This window comes from Microbacterium sp. sgz311019 (genome assembly GCF_056135325.1).
The window spans coordinates 1-19,820 of the sequence record NZ_JBWAXO010000017.1 but is presented as its reverse complement, the minus strand read 5'-3'; the positions used below and the strand labels follow the sequence as shown (position 1 = coordinate 19,820).

The window sequence follows — 19,820 nt, the reverse complement described above, 5'->3', positions numbered from 1 at the left end:
GCGTGGTGCAAGTCGAGGTCTTCCGGCGGATGGGCAGTGTAGGAACTTCCATCCTGGAAGACCTCGACGTCTCTCCGCGAACCAGCCGCCGACCCTCGACTACACCCTCAACTGCGAAGAGCCCCCAAACGATGGAGAAGGGCGATCGAGCGCCCGTGCGGGAGGAATTGCCAGACGCAGGATGAGGGCATCCCTGCCCCCAGCAGGGATGCCCTCACAGGCGGGCAGAGGACGAACCTTGGGGGTCCTCCGCCCTCTGCCCGCGGCTTGTCGGCGGCTAGACCTGCGGCTCCTTGTCACCGCGGTTGCGGCGGCGGAGCACTAGCAGGAACGCCGTGCCTCCGAGGATGACGAGCATCCCGAACGGCAGCAGTCCGAGCATCAGCGGCCCACCCGTCAGCGCCAGCGGCTGCGGCAGTGTGACGGTCACGCTGGACTCCGCGGAGCCCGTGTCATTCGGGTCGTCAGTGTTGGTCCACGTGAGGACGCCGGTGTTCGTGATCGAGCCCTCCATCGTCGACGGGTTCACGGTCGCGGCGAGCGTAATCGTGGGTGCCGACTCGGTCAGCTTCAGCGGCCCGAACAGCGAGCATGTGAGCGTTCCGCCGTAGCCCGAGCCGTCCTGCCCGGTCACCGCGCAGTTCGTCCAGCGCGGGAACGCCGTCGTCGAGGTCGTGATGCCGGTGATCTTGATATCCGCAGGGATCTTGTCGGTCACCGTCACCGGCGACGCCGCACCGAGGTTGACGTTCTTCACCGCCAGGTCGTAGGTGAAGCTGTCGCCCGGAGCCGTCGTCTGCACGCTCGCGGTCTTCGTGATCGTCAGATCAGTCGGGCGCTGGGCGACACAGGCGGCGTTGGCCGGCGGGTAGCTCACCGTCACCGTCTGGGTCGGGTTTACCTGGATCGTGACCGTCGACTGGTAGCGCCAGGCATCCGTCGCCACATGGCTCGGGTCGTAGATGAGCCCCTGGAACGTGATCGCCTGGGGATCCTTCAGCGTGCCATCCGGGTTCAGGTCGGATTCGACGATCGCTCGCCAGCCGGGGAATCCGATGGCCACGTTGTTAGGCGTGACGACGCCACCCGGCCAGAGGATCTGGCCCGAGTCTCCGATGTGGAGCTGCTTACGCGTGACCTGTGCGGGATTCGGCGGGAGGTCGGTGGAGGGAACTCCACCCACTCCCGGCTGGTTCGCCGTCCACGTGAGCGTCACCGGCAGCGACGGGTCGACGTTCGTCGCCGTGATGTCGTAGTGGAGGTAGGCAATGTCCGCGGCGCATTGCACATAGATGTTCGCGTTGATCGTCTTCTGCGGGACCTTCACTGTCGAGCAGTCGTTGGCAGCGTTGGTGTCGAGCGCCACCGACACACAGGCCGTGTTGTCGATCGTGCTCGGGTACGTGACCGGCGTCGGGCCGGGTGTGCCGGGATCGGCCACCGGACCGACCAGGACCACCGGCTGCACCTGAACGTGCAGCGTGATACTCCCGAACCCGCCCACCGCGAACGAGTCGATCGTGATCGTCACCGTGTTGGTCGCCGACACGTACGACGGGTGCCAGCCAGCAGGGATGTCGTCGAAGCCGCCGGTGCCCTTCGTCGTGTCGAGCTTGATCTGGCTCGGCAGCGTGTCGGTCACCGTGGCGTTCGTGACGGCCGTGTCGCTGTTGTTCGTCACCTTGAGTCCGTACGTGTACGCGCTCGTGCCACCCGGGTCGTCGTCGACGGCCGTCTGGTCTCCGGCCAGCAGGTACGTCTTGGTGATGCCGAGGTCGATGCTGGGCACGTGGTTCGTCGTCGTGCAGCTTTCGCCATCACTTTCGACAACCACCCATTCCTCCGGGCAGTGCCCGATGGTGCCCGGTACCATCACGTTCTCGAGGTCGTACCCGCCGGCCTGCGTGCTCACGTTGACCGTGAACGACACCGTCGCCGTGCCCCCCGCCGCGATCGCCGGCAGCGTCCAAGTGAGCGTGTGGTCGCCGTCGAAGGACAGTCCGGCGGCGAGCGGCGTCACTAGCGTTGCGCCGTGGATGAGCACCTGCGACAGGTCATCCGTCTCCGTCTGGCCCGCCACGAGCTTCACCGCGGTGGGGTTCGTCGCGTGGAGCGTGTAGGTCACCTCTCCACCGGGAAGAACGTTGGTCGAGCTGGCCGGGTCGACGCCCTGCGAGACCACGGAGGTCTTCCAGATGTTGACGTCCGGCGTGTCGGACTCGGTGGTGCAGTTGTTCTCCCCGACACAGGTGAAGGTGTCGTTCGGCGGCGTCACCGCATTCTTGAGCTTCACGTCCCAGGCACCCGCGTTCACCGTGAACGAGTAGTTGATAGTGAAGCTGCCGCTGTTGACAAGACCGCTCAGGTCGCTCGCCGTCCAGCTGAGCTCCTTGGCCGTGACGTCGATCGTCGGCGTTCCGAATGTCGCGATGAGGCTCCCCTGCACGAGGGTCGCATTGGCGAACACAGACGACAGGTCGTCCAGGTTCGGCAGGTCAAGCCCCACGCCCGGCGCTGGCCACGACGTGCCGCTCACGTGAGCGATCGTGAGCGTGTACGTGATCGTGTCACCCGGCATGACGGCCAGACCCTTGTCGCTCGTCTTGCTGATCGTCCACTTCGCGGGAGTCGGCGTGTTCGTGAAGGTACACGTCACGTCATCGCCCTCGACGAGGCTGATCTTCGGGTTCGCGACCGACGTGCTGTAGGTCTTCTCCCCCTGGGTGCAGACGAGGCTCGTCAAGTGGTAGCCATCGGTGCGGAACGCCCCGCCGGTCGCCGCCTCGGACAGGTCGTAGGTGCCGACCTTCACCCCCTGCTCCACGAGCGTGGAGCTGCCGCCCTGGCCGGACACGGTGGGCAGTCCGGTCCCGGCCGCCGTGAGCGTCCAGTCCTGGACGCGACCCGCGCCGGTGAAGGCGCCGTTGTCGACGAGCTTCACCAGAGTCAGCTTGGGCTGGATCGCGGTGTTCGTGATCGAGCACGACGCGCTCTGCCCATTGCCGACGGTCAGGGTCGCCGTGTGGGTGATCGGGTCGGTCACAGTGACGCTCCCGCCCACACACGTCCACGTCCCGGCGAGGAAGCCCGAGGGGCCGGACTCGCTGAGGGTGTACTGACCGGCCGGGATCGAGACTCCCTCGACACCGTCCAGGCCGTTGCCGAACACCGGCAGGGTCCCCGCAGGTGTCGGCGGAATGATCGGTGTCGCGGTCAGGGTGAACTGATCCGGGGTCACCGAGCCACCCGCTGCCGCCTCATCCACGATCTTGTGGAGGGTCAGCACGGCCGGAAGGTCGGCATTCGTGTAGGTGCAGACCACGTTGGCGCCCGCTGTCAGGTCGATCGACCCGCTGACCACCGGCACCACAGCGTCGCCGTTCATGCAGACGATGCTCTCGAGCTCGTAGCCCGGGATGGCGGGGCCCTCGGTCAGTGCATAGGAGCCGATCGGCACCGTCTTCGAGACGCCGGTCGTGCCCTGCACCTGCGCTCCGCCGGATCCGTCGGCCGTCAGCGTCCAGGCGCTCGCCGGTGTCGTGCCGCCCCACCTGATGTGGAGCGCCTTCACGAGCGTGAGCTTGCCGACCTTCAGCGTGTTGGTGAACGTGCAGGTGATGTTCGTGGCGTTCGCCGGGATCGTGATCTGGCCGTTCGTGACGGTCAGCGGCGTCTGGCCGTTGTAGCAGACGAGCGACGAGTCGTAGGCGAAGCCGCTGCCCGCCACGGTCGTCTCGTTGATCCCGACGGTCTGGCCGGTGTACGCGTCAGCGGTGGCTGCGGTCCCGTCCATGTTGTCACCACCTGTCGAGACCGAGGTGTGGTCGCTCTCGTTGTGCCCGCCGGTGACCGACAGCGTGGTGCTGTCGCCCTTTACCGAACCCACCCAGTTCTTGTACAAGTGGACCGTCGCCTGCGTCGCCGCGTTGGTGATGGTGCAGTCGACCGAGGCACCGGTGGCCGTGAAGCTCACGACATCCGAGCTCGACGTCTTGCCGTTCGTGCACGACGTGGATGCCGTGTACGACGCGTGGTTCGACGCGATCAGCGTCTCGCCCGTCGTGACTGTCGCGCCCCACGGAACCGTGAGCGTCACGGGGTTGTCGTTCGGAGCGATCGCCACCGCGGACGTGGCGCTGACGCCGGCGCCGTCCTGCGACAGCTTGATCTGCGCCTGGTCACCGGCCTGAGCGTTCAGCCACGCCTTGTGCAGGGTCACCGGCACCGTGGCGTTGACGTTGTTGACGTAGCAGACCACGGCGTTGTCGGGCATCGTGAAGTCGAGGCTCGCGCCTGGTCCGGCCTTGATGAGGGAGGTGCCGCTGTAGCACGCGACGTCAGGCGTGTACGAGCCCTTGTTCGCCAGAGCCAGGGCCTCGGAGACGGTCACGATCGTGCCCGCCGTGACGTCCTTCGTCGTCGTCTGGGTGCTCGTGCCGTCGCCGCCGGCGGCGGGCGCCGTCGCGGTGACCGTCGAGCCGCCGTTGATGGAGAGGTCCGTCGCGTCGCCGCCGATGGAGTTCACCCACGTCTTCACGAGCTTGACGGAACCCATGAGCGCCGTGTTCGTGATCGTGCAGGTGACGTCCGTCGTGGGCGCCGTGAACGTGTAGGCGTTGCCCAGCGGGACGGCCGAAGGCATGCCGGTGCACTGCACCGTCTCGTCGTACGTGCCCTTGCCGCCGGGCTGGATGCCCTCGGTCACGGTCACGGTCGAGCCCTGGTTCACCGTCTGCGAGAACGCACTGGCCGGGTCGATCCCGTTGCTGCCGGTGTACGTGGAGACGTTGGTCGCCGCGTTGAGGAAGAGCTTCGTGGCATCCCCGATGACCCCGCCGTTCCACGCCTTCTGCAAGGTGATCTTGGCGGTCTTCACGGTGTTCGTGAAGGTGCAGGTGACGACTCCGCCGGCCTTCGGCACCGTCAGGGTGCTGCCGGTCAGGCTCCCGCCGTCACAGGTCAGGGCCGAACTGTACTGCGCGAAGTTGGCGGCGCCGAGCACCTCGGACAGGTTCGCCGTGCCTCCGCTCGTCACAGCGGTCGAGATCGTGTCGATGCCGGTGGCATCGGTCTGGTCCGGTGTCGTGACCTTGGACGGCCCGGTGACGGTCGAGCCTTCGCCCGTCGTCGGAGCGATCGTCAGCTGCGTGCTGTCGTTCAGGACGCCGTGCACCCACTTCTTGTTGAGGTTCACGGTCACGGTCTTCGCGGTGTTGGTGACCACGCAGGTCGCCCCCGCCGCCGGGACGGCGAAGCCGGTGGACGTCAGCGGCGTCTGGGTGCCGGTGATGACACACGAGTACGTCGTGTCGTAGGCGGCCTTGTTGCCTGCCGCCAGGGCCTCGCTGACATCCACCGTCGTGTTCTGCTTGACGTCGAGGCTGATCACCGTCTGCGTCTGCGTCACGCCGGTCGAGACGACCGTCGACGTCCCGGTCATGAGCGGCGAACCGCCTTGGTTGAGCGAGACGGTCGTGGAGTCCTGCGCGATGCCGCCGACCCAGGTCTTCTTGACGATGACCGGTGCGGTCTGGACCGTGTTCGTCACGACGCAGTCGATCTGGGACACGCCCAGCGGCACCTGGAAGGTCGTGTTCGTCCAGGAGTTGCCCACGTCAGGCGTGCAGACGTAGCCCGTCGTGTAGGCGCCGATGCCGTGCAACGCTTCGCCGACGTTCACCGTCGACCCGATGAGCACAGACGCCTGAGCGACGTTCTGCGTGTCGAGCCCGTTCACGGCGGGCGAGGTCGCGCCGACGTTGCCGTTGATCTTCAGATCGGCACTGTCGCCGGTCACGGGGTTCACCCACTTCTTGCTGAGGGTGACCTTCACCTTGCCGTTCGAGTTGGTGTAGGTGCAGTTCGTGTCTCCGGTCAGCGTGAAGCTGCCGTTCGAGTTCGCCCCGTTACAGCTGAGGGTGGAGCTGTAGAAGCCCTTGTTAGCGCCGCCGAGCTGCTCGCCGACAGTGATCGCGGTGCCGATGGCGAGCGTCAGCTGAGCGGGAGTCCCGTCCTGCGTGGTGCCGCCGGGAGCGGTCGACAGGTGGCCGCTGTTCTGGCCGTTGCCACTCACCGACACGGTCGCGGTGTCGCCGGCGATCGCATCCACCCAGTTCTTGAAGACCTTGACCGTCGCCAGCTTCGCGTTGTTCGTGATCGTGCAGTTGACGTCTGCGTCGAGGATCGTGAACGATCCGGTCAGGCCGGTGCCGGACTGACCGTTGTCACAAGACCACGTCGTGTTGTACTGGCCGTTGCCGCCCAGCGTCTCGGCGATGGTCACGGTCGAGCCGTACCGCACGGCGGATTCGGTCAGCGTGTTCGCGGAGTCGGTCCAGCTTCCGGTGGTGTGACCCGCCGTCACCGTCGACGTCTTGCCTGTGTCGTTGTTGATCTGCAGCTTCGCGGTGTCGTTCAGGACGCCGTTGTTCCAGATCTTCGTGAGCGTCACCTTGTGCGTGATGATCTGGTTCACGAAGGCATCGGTGAGAGCAGGCGCCTGGTGCGTCTGGTCGATCGTGAACGACTGCGTCGCCGCACTCAGGATGTAGCCCGCCGGAGCCGTGGTCTCGACCACGCTGTACGTGCCGGTCGGGAGTCCGCCGACGGCGATCTGGCCGGCCGCCGGGTTGGTGTCGCGCGCCCCGTTGTCCACGACGGTGATCGGGTTGGTGTTCAGGTTCCACGGCGCTGCTGCGGCTGCGCCGGCGGTGGCCGTGATTTTGAAGGTGGCACCGCCGAGCGCGTTGCCGTCCTGGTCCTTCTTGAGCCAGCTGGCTCCTCCGAGCGGGTCGGTGAACGTGAGCGTCTTCGACTCGGCCTCACCGACCGTGACCTGCTGCGAGACGGTCCCTGGCAGGAGGTAGCCCGCAGGGGCCTTCGTCTCGGTGACGGTGTAGGTGCCCGGGAGCACATTGCCGTTGAAGACGATCTGGCCGTTGACGTCCGTCGTACCGGTGGTGCTGCCCGTGCCGGTCGTCGGGTTCGGCGCGATCGTGAAGTTCGCGCCCGGGAGGAGCACGCCAGTGGCGGCGTCCTTCTTGAGGATCGTGATCGTCGAGCAGGTCGACGGGACATTGAGGGGCTGCGGCTTGATCCAGTCGCCGAGCGCCGACGTCTCCGTCGGGGAAGAGCTCGACCGGACGTTCAGAACACCGTAGTTGCCGCTGCAGCCCTGGTTGCCGAACAGGGTCGTGAGGTCGACTGACATCTCAGCGAAGCGGCCGGCCGCGAGCGTGTCGGCGTTGAGGTTCGTGATGTTGCCCTGGTTGACCTGTCCGATGAAGCCGCTCAGGCTCCCGATCGGAGCCCAGGCAGTGCCGCTCCACAGGTCGGCGCCGATCAGCGAGATCGTGTTGTTGCCATCCTGCTGAATCGTGAGACGCAGGTCGCCGACCGTCCGGTTCGGACTCGGCAGGCTGGAGTTTGAGTTGGGCTTCGCGTTCAGCTCCACGTGATACGACACGGAACCCGTGTTCTTCAGCCGCTCGAATCCGAGGAACGCGTATACATCGCCGGAAATCGTCTTCGTGAAGGCGTAGACGTTGCCGATGTCGGTCTTGTCTGCCGCCGTACCGGTGCCACTGGTCTGGCTGGCCGACCAGGGCCAGTCGTTCTCGCTCGCGCCTCCCGTGAACTCAGTGCTGTCCTGCTGAGCGTAGAGGTCGTTCACGACAGGCTGTCCGGGAATGTCCGCCCAGTCGGTGTTGCCGTTGTTGCACAAGTTGCCGTCGATCTCGAAGAACCCGGCCACGAGCTGTGGGGACCATCCGGCCGGACAGGCCGCCGGGGCCTGGACGACCGGCGCCTGGACCGACTGCTGCGTGAGCGTCTTCGTGTTCGGCGCCGTTGTCTGCGACGCCGTCGGCGACGGTGACGGCGACGGCGTCGCTGCCACTGTCGCCGACGGCGAGGGAGTCGCCGAGGGCGTGTCACTCGGCGAGGGCGATGGGGCGGGGGTCGATGCATCCGCCGTCGAGGCCGTGCTCGACGTATCATCCGCCATCGCGGGCATATAGCCCGTGAACATCAGCGCTCCGGACACCAGCGCTGCGATGCCGCCGGCGTACCAGCGGTGCCGCATCGTGAGCTTGCGCTCATCGCGCAGATCCTTACGCGCACGACGACGTGAAGATTCCCCAGAACGAATGGACATGACCCCAGTACCCCATCATCCAAAAAGGGAGCACTGCGATCAGGGCCCCCAAAGAATCGCACCCTTCCGCGAGATCCGATTCCCACAACCGGACGGACGAGTGCGACGCCCCAACGTGAAGATAGCCCCGTTCCTCGGACGAGCACAACCCACCCCGCGGCATCCGTCGCATTTCCTTGGGAGCTGGGCAAACCCTGAGGCTGCCGCGCGTGAAGCTTGTATCAGGGCGCGCCGTAGACCCTCCGCGGGCCCGCGGAGGGGCTACGGACGACCCATCCCGACGTACCGCCACCCGGCGTCGCGCCATGCCTGCGCATCCAGACAGTTTCTTCCGTCGATGATCACGCGACCGTCTGTCAACGTCGCCGCATGTTCCGGGGAGAGCTGCCTCCGGTACTCGTCCCACTCGGTGACGATGAGGATCGCATCCGCGTCGCGAAGGGCTTCGTCGCGGTCCTCGACGTACGTCAACTGGGGGTGCAGGCGCCGCGCATTCGGGATGGCGGCGGGGTCGGTGACGGTCACGTTCGCGCCGAATCCGCGCAGGTGAACGGCCACGTCGAGTGCGGGCGAGTCCCGAACGTCATCGCTGTGGGGCTTGAATGCGGCGCCGAGCACGGTGATGTTCTTCTCATAGACGCCGTCCAGCGCGTCGATCGTGAGCCGGACCGCCCGGGCCCGTCGCCTCAGGTTGATGGCATCCATCTCCCGCAGGAATGCGACCGACTCGCCCCTGCCGAGCTCCTCCGCCCTCGCCGAGAACGCGCGTAGATCCTTCGGAAGGCATCCGCCGCCGAATCCGATCCCCGAGCCCAGGTATCGTCGCCCGATCCTGGTGTCGTAGCCGATGGCGTCGGCGAGCTGGGTGACATCCGCGCCGGTCACCTCCGCGATCTCGGCCATCGCGTTGATGAAGGAGATCTTGGTGGCGAGGAAGGCGTTGGCCGCCACTTTCACCAGCTCGGCCGTCGCGTAGTCCGTGACGATGAAGGGCGTCTCCGCGGCGACGGCGGGATGGTAGACCTCGCGAAGGACATCAGCGGCTCGCTCGCCGCGCTCATCCTTCGGGATGCCGACGACGAGGCGGTCCGGCGAGATCGTGTCCTGTACCGCCCATCCCTCGCGCAGGAACTCGGGATTCCACACGAGGGTCGCCCCGCTCGGTCCGATCCGGTCGGCGAGGTCGGCCGCCGTGCCGACCGGCACCGTGGATTTGCCCGCCAGGATGTCGCCCGGCGCCAGGTGGGGAAGCAGCGCGTCGACGGCGCCGTCTACGAAGGTCAGATCGGCGGCGTATCCCGCGGGTTGCTGCGGGGTTCCGACCGCGAGGAAGTGGACTCGGGCTCCGGATGCCGCGGCGATGTCGGTCGAGAATGTCAGGCGTCCCGAGGCGACGCCCTCGGCGAGGATCTCCGGGAGACCCGGCTCGTAGAAGGGCGCATCCCCACGAGAGAGCGCCGCGACCTTGAGCGGGTCGACGTCGATGCCGACGACCTCATGACCGATCGCCGCCATGGATGCTGCGTGGACTGCACCGAGGTAGCCACAGCCGATGACACTGATCCGCACGCCCAGACGCTATGCCCCAGTGGTTGACGGAGACAAGCCCTCGGCATGTCCGACTTGCGTACGTCGGCCGCGATTTCGCCACAGCCAGAGGCCGCTATTTCGAGGGGAACAACTCCGAACACTCCGGTGCGATCGTAACGGGCGTGTCGGTGACGGTCGGCGAGAAGCGCACCTCGAGGGGGCGGAGCGGACCAGTGGGCAGCGTCGACGTGTATTCGACCGTCTTGGTCTTGCCCATGGGAAGCGTCACAGTGATGCTCTTGCCCTCGCGCCCGCTCTCGGTGCCGCTGCGGTTGAACTTCTTGATGTCGCCGGATGCTGGGTTCCCGGTGATCTTGCCGCCGGGCACGGCGAAGCCGACGACGTCGAGGACCATCGTGGTACGCGCAAGCCCGAGCGACTTGTTCCGCCAGCCGAGCGTGTAATCACTGAGCTTCGGTCCGGGCACCGAGCTCGTCAGGGTGACCTTTGTCGTCACTGTGCGAGCGGACGCGTCGCACGTGACGTTTGTCTTCGTCTTGAGGTAGTACTCGAGCTTGCTGTACGACGAATCGTTGATGTAAACACCGACCTGCGTGGTCTTCGTGTTGTCGGATGCCAGGGCGCCGTCGATGTTGGACGCGACTGCCAACGCCTCTTCATCGGTGGCGGGGAACCACGCGTAGATGCGCTGGTCCTTCACGCCATGCTGAAGCGCATCGAGCATCGCGGTCGGGCCCCAGTCACCCGACGAGATCTTCTTGAACACACGGGATGCCGCGTCCGCGAAGTAGGCATCGGACGCAAGCCCGTTGTCGCCGAACTTTTCGTAAGCATCGCTCAGGAGCGTCTTCACCGCGTTCTGCGCCGTCAGCTGCGACCCGTCCGCGAGGGTCACCGGACCGGTGACGGCCAGCATGTACGACAGCACGACCGGGTCCACGGAGATCACGCCCGCGGCGTCCTGCTTGGTTGTGTTCTTCCAGAGTGTTGCGAACATCTGCGCCGTCTTCGGGAAATCGGGCGTGCGTGAATAGTTCTGGGCGTTGGTCGTGAAGTCGGACTCGTAGAGTTTCAGCGTCTCCGGCGACGGCTTATGGGTGCCTTTCCCGCTGACGCCGGCCAGATGGAACGCAACCGTGTCCTTGTTCCCGAGCATCTCGATCTTGCCGTTGTCGACGCTGATCTCCGCAGTCGTCGCCGCGTTGCCGCCGGTCGCGCGGATCTCGGCGTTGTTCTGAAAGACGACGATGTAGGTGCGCGGGCCCTCGGATCCCGCGATCTTCAGCAGGATGGGCAGATTCTTCTGGAGATCTGCGAGGGTGGGCCCCGCTTGATCGATGAGCGTCAGCAACTGACCGATGGAACCGTCGACCGCGGGGAGCAGCGCCTTGCGATTGATTCCCGCGACGTGCGACTTCGCGTCAGCGAAAGCGGTGTTGATCACTGGGAGAACGGAGACCGCGTTCTTGAACGGCTCGAGGTTGATGCCGCCGCCGTCGACCTTCAGCTTCTTCACATCCATCGTGCTGAGCAGCTGCATAGCCGGCGGCATGGCTTCGCGGGCCAGGATGTCGACAGCCTCGGTCGCGTCCTTGACGGCGGCGACGTTCTGCCCGACAAAGGGAATGTGCGCGGCGACGTCCCACAGCGGTCCTTGCACCGTCGCGTTCGCGCGAGTCGTCAGAACGATCACTTCCTTGCCCGTCGAGTCGAGCTGCGCCGTATCACCGGCCTTGATCGCGGTGGTCAACCCAGAAAGTTTCGTCTTGGCCGCCGTCAGGTCATCCCGCACAGAGACCGCCTGCTTCGCGAAGATGAACCCGACCCCTCCGAGCACGCCGACGACCAGAACGACACAAGCGAGGGTGATCCACGGCCAGCGCTTGCGAGGGTGCGAGTAGCGGGAATGGTTGCCCGCGCGCGAGGCGTGATAGCGCGGTTGCGGGGCGTTTCGGGGCACAGAGGGATCCAATCAGATGACGCCTGTGACGATGCCGAATGGCGGCGGAATAGATCAGTGCGCAGAATCGCCGGGTGCGACGACTGCTTTGACCGTGCGGAACAAGATGACGATGTCCTGCATGAAGGACCAGTTCTCGACGTAGTAGAGGTCGAGCCGGATGGCGTCATCCCACGAGAGCGAGGACCGCCCGCTGACCTGCCACAGGCCGCTCATGCCGGGCTTGACCATGAGGCGACGGTGAGCAGCGTCGTCGTACAGCGCGACCTCTGCCGGTCGTTGCGGGCGGGGGCCGACGAGGCTCATCTCGCCGAGGAACACGTTGAAGAGCTGGGGCAGTTCATCGAGTGAATATCTGCGCAGATTCCGACCCACTCGGGTGATTCGAGGATCGTTGACAACCTTGAACAGGGGGCGATCGCTCGTGCCCTGCAGGTCGAGCAACGAGGCGAGCTGGTCGTCCGCGTTCGCGACCATGGAGCGGAATTTGATCATCCCGAATGGCTTGCCGCGGCGTCCAATCCGCTCCTGGGAGTAAAGGAGCGGCCCACGGCTATCGAGTTTGATTGAGACCGCCACGGCGATGAGCACCGGCGACAGAAAGAGGATCAGCAGGCTCGACCCGACGATGTCGAACGTCCGCTTGGCGAACCGTCGCCCACCCTCCAACGTCGGGTAGGAGATGTGGACGAGAGGGAGACCTGCGACGGGACGGGAATGGATGCGGGGCCCAGCAACATCCGTCATGGCCGGCGCGACTATCCAGTTGATCTCGCGGTCGGCCATTGACCAGCCCAGCGCACGGACCGCGCGCGGATTGAGATCGTCCGTACCGGCATAGATGACGGTATCGGCGCCCACACGGAGAACGGCCTGCTCGGTGTCCGCGAAGGAGCCTAGGACCGGCGCCCCGATGGTCGACTCCCCCGCACCGTCGCGGGTCACCACGCCGAGGATCTCGAAGCCCGTGAGGCCGTTGGACCTAATCGTGTCGACGATGTGACCTGCCGCTGACGGCTCCCCGACCACGACCGCCCGGTGCACATAGCTACCGGCTCGCTGTTGCCCCCGCAGCCACTGGCGCCACGTCCATCGGGTGAGGATCAGGGCGACGGCGCCGACGGGGAACAGGATGAAGAAGACAGACCGGGCGAGGTCGATCTGCAGGAAGAACGCGATCGCGAGGACTGTGGCGAATGCACCCGCCGTCGCATGCAGGATGCGCTGATATTCGGTGACCCCGTGACCCGCCGTGTGCTCGTCCCGGGTGTCGATGATGTCCAGGAATGCCAGCCATACCAGCACGACAAGCAGGAGCACCAACCAGTACGGGACGTCGGGTCCCGAGACCCATGAGACAGGCTCGCTGAATGAACCGAGTACCAGAAGTCCGTAGGCCGCGGTCACGACGGCGATCACGGCGCCGTCCGTATAGAACAGTCGGCTCGCGTACCGCCGCGTCCAGGGACTGCGGGGCACCGCGCCCACGCGCCCGGACGGAATCCGCGCGGCCTCTGACCACGATGCGTTCACCAGAACCGCGCCCCTTTGATTGTCGTCTGTTCCCGACCCGTCCGACGGCGGGCCCGTCCCCACGAAAGTATATCGATTGGAGGGGCCACGCCTTGTGTGGCATGCTGCGAGCGACTCTCCGGGCGTGTGCTCGGCAACGGAGGCGCTAACATACCCTGTGGCGATCACGTCGATCGCATGTCCAGGAAGTCGCCGCCATCCATGAATAATCGGGGAACGTGAACACCGACAGCGCCGGCCGCGAGCATCGTTCTCAGACAGCCAACACTGACTTCTCGATTGTCATTCCTGTCTATGGAAATGAAGGCAGCATTCCAGACTTGCTGGCTCGCTTGGGCGAGATCACCAACGCGCTCGAGGGTGAGTGCGAAGTCATATTCGTTGTTGATGGATCTCCCGACCGATCGCATGAGGTGCTCGCCGCGAGCCTGCCTGCTATGGGTACGCGAAGCGTTTTGTTGTGCCATTCGAGGAACTTCGGTTCATTTGCAGCGATCCGTACGGGAATGGCTGCCTCTTCAGGCCGGTACATAGCAGTCATGGCCGCGGACATGCAGGAGCCACCCGAACTTGTGCTCGATTTCTTCAAGGCGCTTAGCGCAGGTGATGTCGATGTTGCAGTTGGCCGCCGGGAGGGTCGCGACGATCCGTGGGGCAGTCGGACCTCGTCGTCGCTGTTCTGGCGCACGTACAAGAAGTGGATCCTGCCGGAGATGCCCGAAGGTGGCGTCGACATCTTCGCATGCAGCCGTCCGGTGGCCCAGGAGATCCTCGGTCTCCGAGAATCTCATTCGAGCTTGGTGGGGTTGCTCTACTGGGTCGGCTTTCGCCGAGTTGAAGTAGCGTATGCGCGACAGCCGCGCGCGCACGGGAAGAGCGGATGGTCGTTTCGGAAGAAGGTCAGGTATCTCCTCGACAGCGTCTTCTCTTTCACTGATATCCCGCTTACACTCCTTATCGCGGTGGGGTCGATAGGATGCCTTCTCACCGCGATCACTGCCATTGTGATCTTCGTGGCTTATCTATTGGGTGCCATCAATGAGCCGGGATACACGCCACTCATGATGGTGATCCTGTTCTCAACGTTCACCATTCTTGCCGCCCTCGGCATCGTGGGATCTTACGTGTGGCGCGCGTTCGAGAATACAAAGCAGCGGCCCAGCGCAATTGTTATGAGCAACTGGACCTTCGATGCCAATTCATCCGGTTGAATTGAGCGTCCGCCGGTCGATGGTTCGCTTCTTAATAGTCGGAGGAACCAATACGATCGCAACCTCCGCCATAGTCGTCGGGTTATCGTATCTATTGTCGGGGTGGCTTGCATTCTCAATAGCTTTCTGCCTGGGGCTAGCCTATTCCATGATCATGGCAAGCAGGTGGGTATTCGCTTCACGAGCCCCTTTAGGGAGGACCCTAACGTTCGGTGCCGCATATGTCTGCATCTACGCGCTGGGTCTTGGCTTCGTTGCTCTTGCTGATTCGTTGGGCGCGCCTCCGTGGCTAAACGGAGCCAGCGTGCTTCTAACGGCCCCTCTCGGTTTCATCGCGGGTCGCATGATCTTCGCCGGCACTGCGACAGGTCGAGGAGGCCAGACGAAGATCGCGAATGGGACATTAGAGAAGGAAGACGACGACTGATATGAGCGAGAGGTCCAACCCCCCTGAGGTTGAGCATTCCGATCGTGAGAACGGGCAGCACCGGTCTGCCGAGAGTTGGAGTCACGCTCACGGCCGTGAGTTATGGCCGGTGTTCGCTTATGTGATCGCCCTAGCGATGACGTACGGCTATCAAATCTTCTCCTTTCACTTGACACTGGACGAGGAACTCTTCGGCGAAGCATCCAACTACGGATACGCTCTCACGTGGCTCGGCCAGGGTCGGTGGTCAATGGCCCTGCTCACACTCCTCGTTCCCAGCCCTGTCGTTCCCGTTGTTTCGACGCTCATCGGCGTGGGTTTAACTGGTTGGGCCTTCTGGTTGCTTTGTCGCAGACTCTTCGGGATGAGCCCGTGGCAGAGCGCCTTATGCGGAGCGTTAGCGGCCACCATTCCGACATCGGCGTTCATTTTCTCCTTCGGTACGATCGCTTACGGAATAGGTATCGGGAACCTCCTTCTCGTCGCTTACTTCGCCCTGCTCGCTTCACCCAAGTGGTCTATCCGTTGGATGGCGATCTTGCCGCTCGCCTTTGCAATTGGAATCTACGATCCATTCCTCATTTCCGGTGCGATTCTCGCACTGACGCTGGTTATCCGACGGCCGATGTGGCTCACCGCAGCAGTCGCAGTCACCTCGCTGACCCTCGGTTACGGCCTATCCCGTGCCGCCGCTTTACTGATGCAGCGACTTATGCGTGTGGCCTTCGATTCGTACACCGATCGATTCATCGACATCTCTGGGCTGCTCGGACACCCCGGCGATCGTTTAAAGCGCGCCTGGGGCGGCGTCCTGGAGACCGTCACTTTGTCGGCTGACAGGTTCGGACTCGGATCGCCCATGCTTGCCGTTGTCGTAGTGATCCTCGTGATCGCGTCTGTGATGGCCGTCATTTGCGTCAGGGGAGCTAAGGAGAAGACAATATCGATCACAGGCCTCCTCCTGCTGCTGCTGATCCCGCTCGGCGTTGAGGCGGTCTCGCCTACGCCCGTCATGCTCCGCACCATGATCTATCTGCCGATGTGGATTCTCGCTCTCTCATCGATCGCAATCAGGGCGATGATGCCTCTTCCGAGGAGCGTACGCATGACGGTGGCAGCGGTCACTTCTGCGGTGATAGTGCTCGGAATCGTCGGGCAGGCGACGATCTCCAATCGCCTCTTCGGCTCGGCCGAGTTGGCATTCGGCCAGGATCAGAGCATGGCCTTTCTGATAGGGATGGAGAAGGAGCGCCTCACCGGTCTGCCATCTGACCTGAGCGTCCCGGTCGTCTTCTCAGGCACGCATCGGTGGGCTCTGAGCGCTCTGTTGCAGGATCGCGAAACGCTAGGTGTCTCGTTCTTCGCCGGCCGCGGCGGCGACGCCAGCCTTCAAGTGCGCAACGCGGCTTTTCTCCGTACTCAGGGTCTCGCCGTGCGGAACCCGACGACAGAAGAGATCGCGGCCGCACAAGCCGACCTGGCGACAATGCCGTCCTACCCCCAGGATGGATGGATCGACTTTAGGAACGGGATTCTCCTTGTGAAGTTCGGGCCATCTAGCCCGAACGGCTAGTCTGTTCGACGCCCGCAAGCTGACCTGTCCGACCCGGTCGGCCTGCACTGGGCGTGCGCAGCGATCTATGCCGACGCTGCGGCTATGTCGCGCATCCACTACGGTTGGACATCCTTCAAGTGCGTAGCGCGCTTCTTAGTTTCGTGCCACGAGCACCAGGCAAGCGTCGTGGCGCCGAGCCGTGACAGCGGCACGAAGATCACTGCCTTAATGGCCAGACCAGCGGCGACGAGCGAGCCCTGACCCGCTATGCGTACAGGCTGATTCCGTGTGACAAGTCACTCTGCGAACCAACTCCGATGGAAGACTATTGAGGGCGGAAGGTGAACCGTCCCCGGTTCTTTGCCGCTCCTGTGCGGGTGCCATCGCCGGGTGGGATGGCATTGCGAGGTCAGCGTAGTACGCGGCCTCGAACTCGTCAGGCGGGACGTCGCCGATGGTCGAGTGCAGACGTCTTCCGTTGTACCAATCGACCCATCCCGCTGTAATCCATTCGACGTTGTCGATCGTGCGCAGCGGGCCGGACCTGAAGGGTGAGCCGTCGCGGATGGCCTCGTTCTTGAACAGCCCGATCGTCGACTCGGCGAGAGCGTTGAAGCTCCTATAGTTGTCAACTCCTGATTTCGCCGGTTGTCGAGTTGGCCTTGACGAGGTGGTAGACCTCGCGGATGACGTAGCGCTTGAGACAGCGGATGATGTCGCGTTTGCTTCGTCCTTCGGCGGTGCGGCGGGCGACGTAGGCGATGGTCGGCTCGTGGAATCGCATCCGGACGATGACCGTGCGATAGATCGCCGCGTTCAGCTGGCGATGCCCGCCGTGGTTGATGCGGTGCTTCCCGCTGGTCATGCCGGAGCCCGTCGGGACGGGTGCGATGCCGGCGAGTTTCGCGAACGCTGCTTCTGACCGGATCCGCTCGGGATTGTCGCCGGCAACGATGAGGATCTCCGCGGCGGTGTCGACGCCGATGCCGAACTGTTCCAGCAGCTGCGGGGCGGTCCGCCGCACGAGGTCTTCGATCAGCGACTCGAGTTCCTTCGCCTCCGCGTCGAGGGCGAGCCAGCGCCGCGCCAGAGACCGGACGGAGTAGCGCAGCGCATCGTCGGGGGCTTCAAGTGTCCGCGGGCGCAAGCCAGCGAGGTGACGGGCGAGCTTGGGGCGCGACATCCGGTTTGTCTCGTAGCGCATCTCGTCCGAGCCGTGCACGAGCATCGCCTTCATCATGATCATCGTGGAGGAGCGGTTCACGACGGCAGAATCGTGCGCGACCTTGAGCTGTCGGATCATCTCGACGGCTCCGTCCGCGGTCTTCGGGATCGCGGTCGCGAATCCTGCGAGCACGGCCCGGGCGGCGTTCTCCGCGTCAAGGGTGTCGGACTTTCCGTTCGCGCGCCGCAGCCTCCGGTCGGGTCTTCCTGCCTCAACGACCTTGACGTCATGGCGCCGCAAGAACGACGTTAACGTAGCGCCGTAGGACCCGGTTCCTTCGATCCCGAACGCGAGGATCCGCCCGAACCCTTCCGCCCACGCCAGCAACTGCCGGAAGCCGCCCGTATCAGTGGGAATCGTCAACGTCGCGAGGATCCCTCCGATCGTGTCCATCACAGCGGCGACATGGATGTGTTTGTGCGTGTCGACGCCGATCACGACATGGCCCGATCGCGTCGAGGTGAGATCTGTCATCGTGTCCTGTCCTTCTGCCCGTTAGCGTGGAATCACGCTGTCGCCGGCGGGTGGACAGGACTGTCACGGGGACGCTCTCAAAGTCTGCTCCAGGCTCCTATCAGGTCACGCCCGACCGGCGGCAGCCTTCACTGCAAGCCCGGCCGGACGGTCGACAAATCAACGCAAAGGCACCACTCGGGCCGATCGTAAGCAAGGGTCAGACCGCGCCGGCCGGGACTACCGAATCGAGTCTCGACCCAGCAAGAACAAACTGACAGTCGTACGCGTCACCGACAGATCCGATCGACGCGGCGATGCCCTCAAGGGCGAGCGTCTCAGCGAACGCCACGGAAGTGAACTGGCTTCCGGCGTCGCTGTGATGGACCAGCCCGTCCGAGGCCGGGTGCCCGGCGCGGTCGCGTCGCCACAGACCCATGCGCAGTGCGGTGGTCACCAAGGGGGTCGTCTTCACGGTCGCGGCGTGCCAGCCCACGATCGCCCGCGAGTAGCAGTCGATCACGAACGACACGTAGACGAACCCGGCCCACGCCCTCACATAGGTGAAGTCGGCGACCCAGCGCTGGTTCGGCGCAGGAGCGGTGAAGTCCCGGTCCAGCAGATCCGGAGCCCTGGCGGCATTGCGGTCTTGCACCGTGGTCCTCACGCCCTTGCCTCGCACGAGGCCGTTGATTCGCAGCTCACGTATCAGCCGGTCGACCTGCCGCTTCGACACAGCGATGCCTTGCCGGCGCAGAAGCGCGGTCATCTTCCGCCGCCCATACATCGACTCCGGCGTCGCCTCGCCCTTCGCGTTCGCCCGCACCTCGAGGATTGCGTCGATGACGATCGCGTCGGCGAGGTCGCGGTCGCTGGGCTGGGCGCGTTTCCACGCCCGATACGTCCGCTCGGCGACCGGCACGCCCTGTCCCGCGTCAAGTAGTTGGCAGGATTTGGTCGCGTTCGAAGGTGGGGATTGTCGGGTCGGCGTGGCCGAGGTGCACGTCGCGGGGCCGGTTCCAGGCGAGGTGCTCGTGGGGCCTGATCTCGTTGAACTCGACGCGGAATGCTTCGCCTTCGCGAACCAGGTCGAGCGCGTCGTCGATCGGCTCACGGTAGAGCCGTTCGTACTTCAGTGATTGGAACGCTCGCTCCCGGACGCCGTTCTGACCCGGGGTGCGCACCCGGGTGCGCACGTGCCGCAGCTCGGGTCGTGCCGCGATGAGGGCGCCGAATCGGAACGACCGGAACGGGCCGCCGTTGTCGGTGACGAGGGTGATCGGGATGATCTGCCCGGTGTCGGGGTCGGTGAGATGCTCGATCAGCGGGACATCGCCCAGGAGCCGGTCGGCCTCAGCGAGGGCGATCTCGGCGGCGGCGATCGCGTCATGCTGGTTCGCGGTCGGGGACCAATGCCACCCGAACTCGTACTTCGACCAGTACTCCGCGATGCCCGCGACCCGCCACGTCCCACCGGCCGCGGTCTCGTATTCGGAGAAGTCGAACTGCCACACCTGGTTCGGGCCGGTCGGTGGTGCAGCGAACGCCGCCCTGCGCTGCTTGGCCTGCTCGCGACGTTCCCGCTGATAGTCGGCCTTCAGCAGCAGCCCGGCCTCGTCGAGGATCCGCAGCACCGTGGACGCGCTGACCCGATACCCGGCGTGCCGGGCCATCGCCCAGATCTTCCGGTGTCCCCATGCGGGATGCGCGCCGGCGATCGCGCAGATCACCTCCCGGTGCGCCGTACGTG

Annotated in this window: 11 protein-coding genes and 1 pseudogene; 4 read left to right on the top strand and 8 right to left on the bottom strand. The window is 64.8% G+C overall.

Annotation, left to right across the window (positions count from 1 at the left end):
- Positions 1-277 precede the first annotated feature (277 nt).
- Positions 278-7,753, bottom strand: a complete 7,476-nt coding sequence (locus tag AC0NZN_RS17975) for a SpaA isopeptide-forming pilin-related protein (RefSeq protein ID WP_474593695.1) — start codon at positions 7,751-7,753, stop codon at positions 278-280.
- A 70-nt stretch (positions 7,754-7,823) separates the two neighbouring features.
- On the opposite strand from AC0NZN_RS17975, the gene AC0NZN_RS17970 reads away from it, so the two are divergent.
- Positions 7,824-8,018, top strand: coding sequence for a hypothetical protein (locus tag AC0NZN_RS17970; RefSeq protein WP_474593694.1), 195 nt, complete (start codon positions 7,824-7,826; stop codon positions 8,016-8,018).
- A 398-nt stretch (positions 8,019-8,416) separates the two neighbouring features.
- Here AC0NZN_RS17970 and AC0NZN_RS17965 read toward each other — a convergent pair whose 3' ends face one another.
- The 3 genes from AC0NZN_RS17965 to AC0NZN_RS17955 form a co-directional block, all read right to left on the bottom strand.
- Complete coding sequence (locus AC0NZN_RS17965) at positions 8,417-9,724, bottom strand: UDP-glucose dehydrogenase family protein (RefSeq protein WP_474593693.1); 1,308 nt, start codon at positions 9,722-9,724, stop codon at positions 8,417-8,419.
- A gap of 94 nt (positions 9,725-9,818) precedes the next feature.
- Complete coding sequence (locus AC0NZN_RS17960) at positions 9,819-11,666, bottom strand: DUF4012 domain-containing protein (RefSeq protein ID WP_474593692.1); 1,848 nt, start codon at positions 11,664-11,666, stop codon at positions 9,819-9,821.
- Positions 11,667-11,720: 54 nt separating this feature from the next.
- Entirely contained in the window at positions 11,721-13,145 is a 1,425-nt protein-coding gene (locus AC0NZN_RS17955) for a sugar transferase (protein ID WP_474593691.1), read from the bottom strand.
- 272 nt (positions 13,146-13,417) lie between these two features.
- Between AC0NZN_RS17955 and AC0NZN_RS17950 the strand changes: the two genes are divergently transcribed.
- From AC0NZN_RS17950 to AC0NZN_RS17940, 3 genes are all read left to right on the top strand, one after another.
- Entirely contained in the window at positions 13,418-14,410 is a 993-nt protein-coding gene (locus AC0NZN_RS17950) for a glycosyltransferase family 2 protein (RefSeq protein ID WP_474593690.1), read from the top strand.
- Positions 14,391-14,837, top strand: coding sequence for a GtrA family protein (locus AC0NZN_RS17945; RefSeq protein WP_474593689.1), 447 nt, complete (start codon positions 14,391-14,393; stop codon positions 14,835-14,837). Before AC0NZN_RS17950 ends, AC0NZN_RS17945 begins: the two co-directional genes overlap by 20 nt.
- A 109-nt stretch (positions 14,838-14,946) precedes the next feature.
- Positions 14,947-16,410: a glucosyltransferase domain-containing protein gene (locus AC0NZN_RS17940; protein ID WP_474593688.1), complete on the top strand. Its 1,464-nt coding sequence runs from the start codon at positions 14,947-14,949 to the stop codon at positions 16,408-16,410.
- Positions 16,411-16,617: 207 nt separating this feature from the next.
- On the opposite strand, the pseudogene AC0NZN_RS17935 reads toward AC0NZN_RS17940, so the two are convergent.
- From AC0NZN_RS17935 to AC0NZN_RS17920, 4 genes and pseudogenes are all read right to left on the bottom strand, one after another.
- Positions 16,618-16,995: pseudogene (locus AC0NZN_RS17935) on the bottom strand (integrase core domain-containing protein); the annotation flags it as partial.
- Between the two features lie 25 nt (positions 16,996-17,020).
- Positions 17,021-18,091: an IS110 family RNA-guided transposase gene (locus tag AC0NZN_RS17930; RefSeq protein ID WP_474593687.1), complete on the bottom strand. Its 1,071-nt coding sequence runs from the start codon at positions 18,089-18,091 to the stop codon at positions 17,021-17,023.
- Positions 18,092-18,290: 199 nt separating this feature from the next.
- On the bottom strand, positions 18,291-18,992 hold the full coding sequence (locus tag AC0NZN_RS17925) for an IS3 family transposase (protein ID WP_474593686.1): 702 nt from the start codon (positions 18,990-18,992) through the stop codon (positions 18,291-18,293).
- A 13-nt stretch (positions 18,993-19,005) separates the two neighbouring features.
- Positions 19,006-19,820: transposase (locus tag AC0NZN_RS17920; protein ID WP_474593685.1), on the bottom strand; the 815-nt coding region annotated here is incomplete at its 5' end.

Coding starts and splice junctions, on each gene's coding strand:
- AC0NZN_RS17945 (WP_474593689.1), top strand. CDS start 14,391: ATGCCAATTCATCCGGTTGAATTGAGCGTCCGCCGGTCGATGGTTCGC.
- AC0NZN_RS17930 (WP_474593687.1), bottom strand. CDS start 18,091: ATGACAGATCTCACCTCGACGCGATCGGGCCATGTCGTGATCGGCGTC.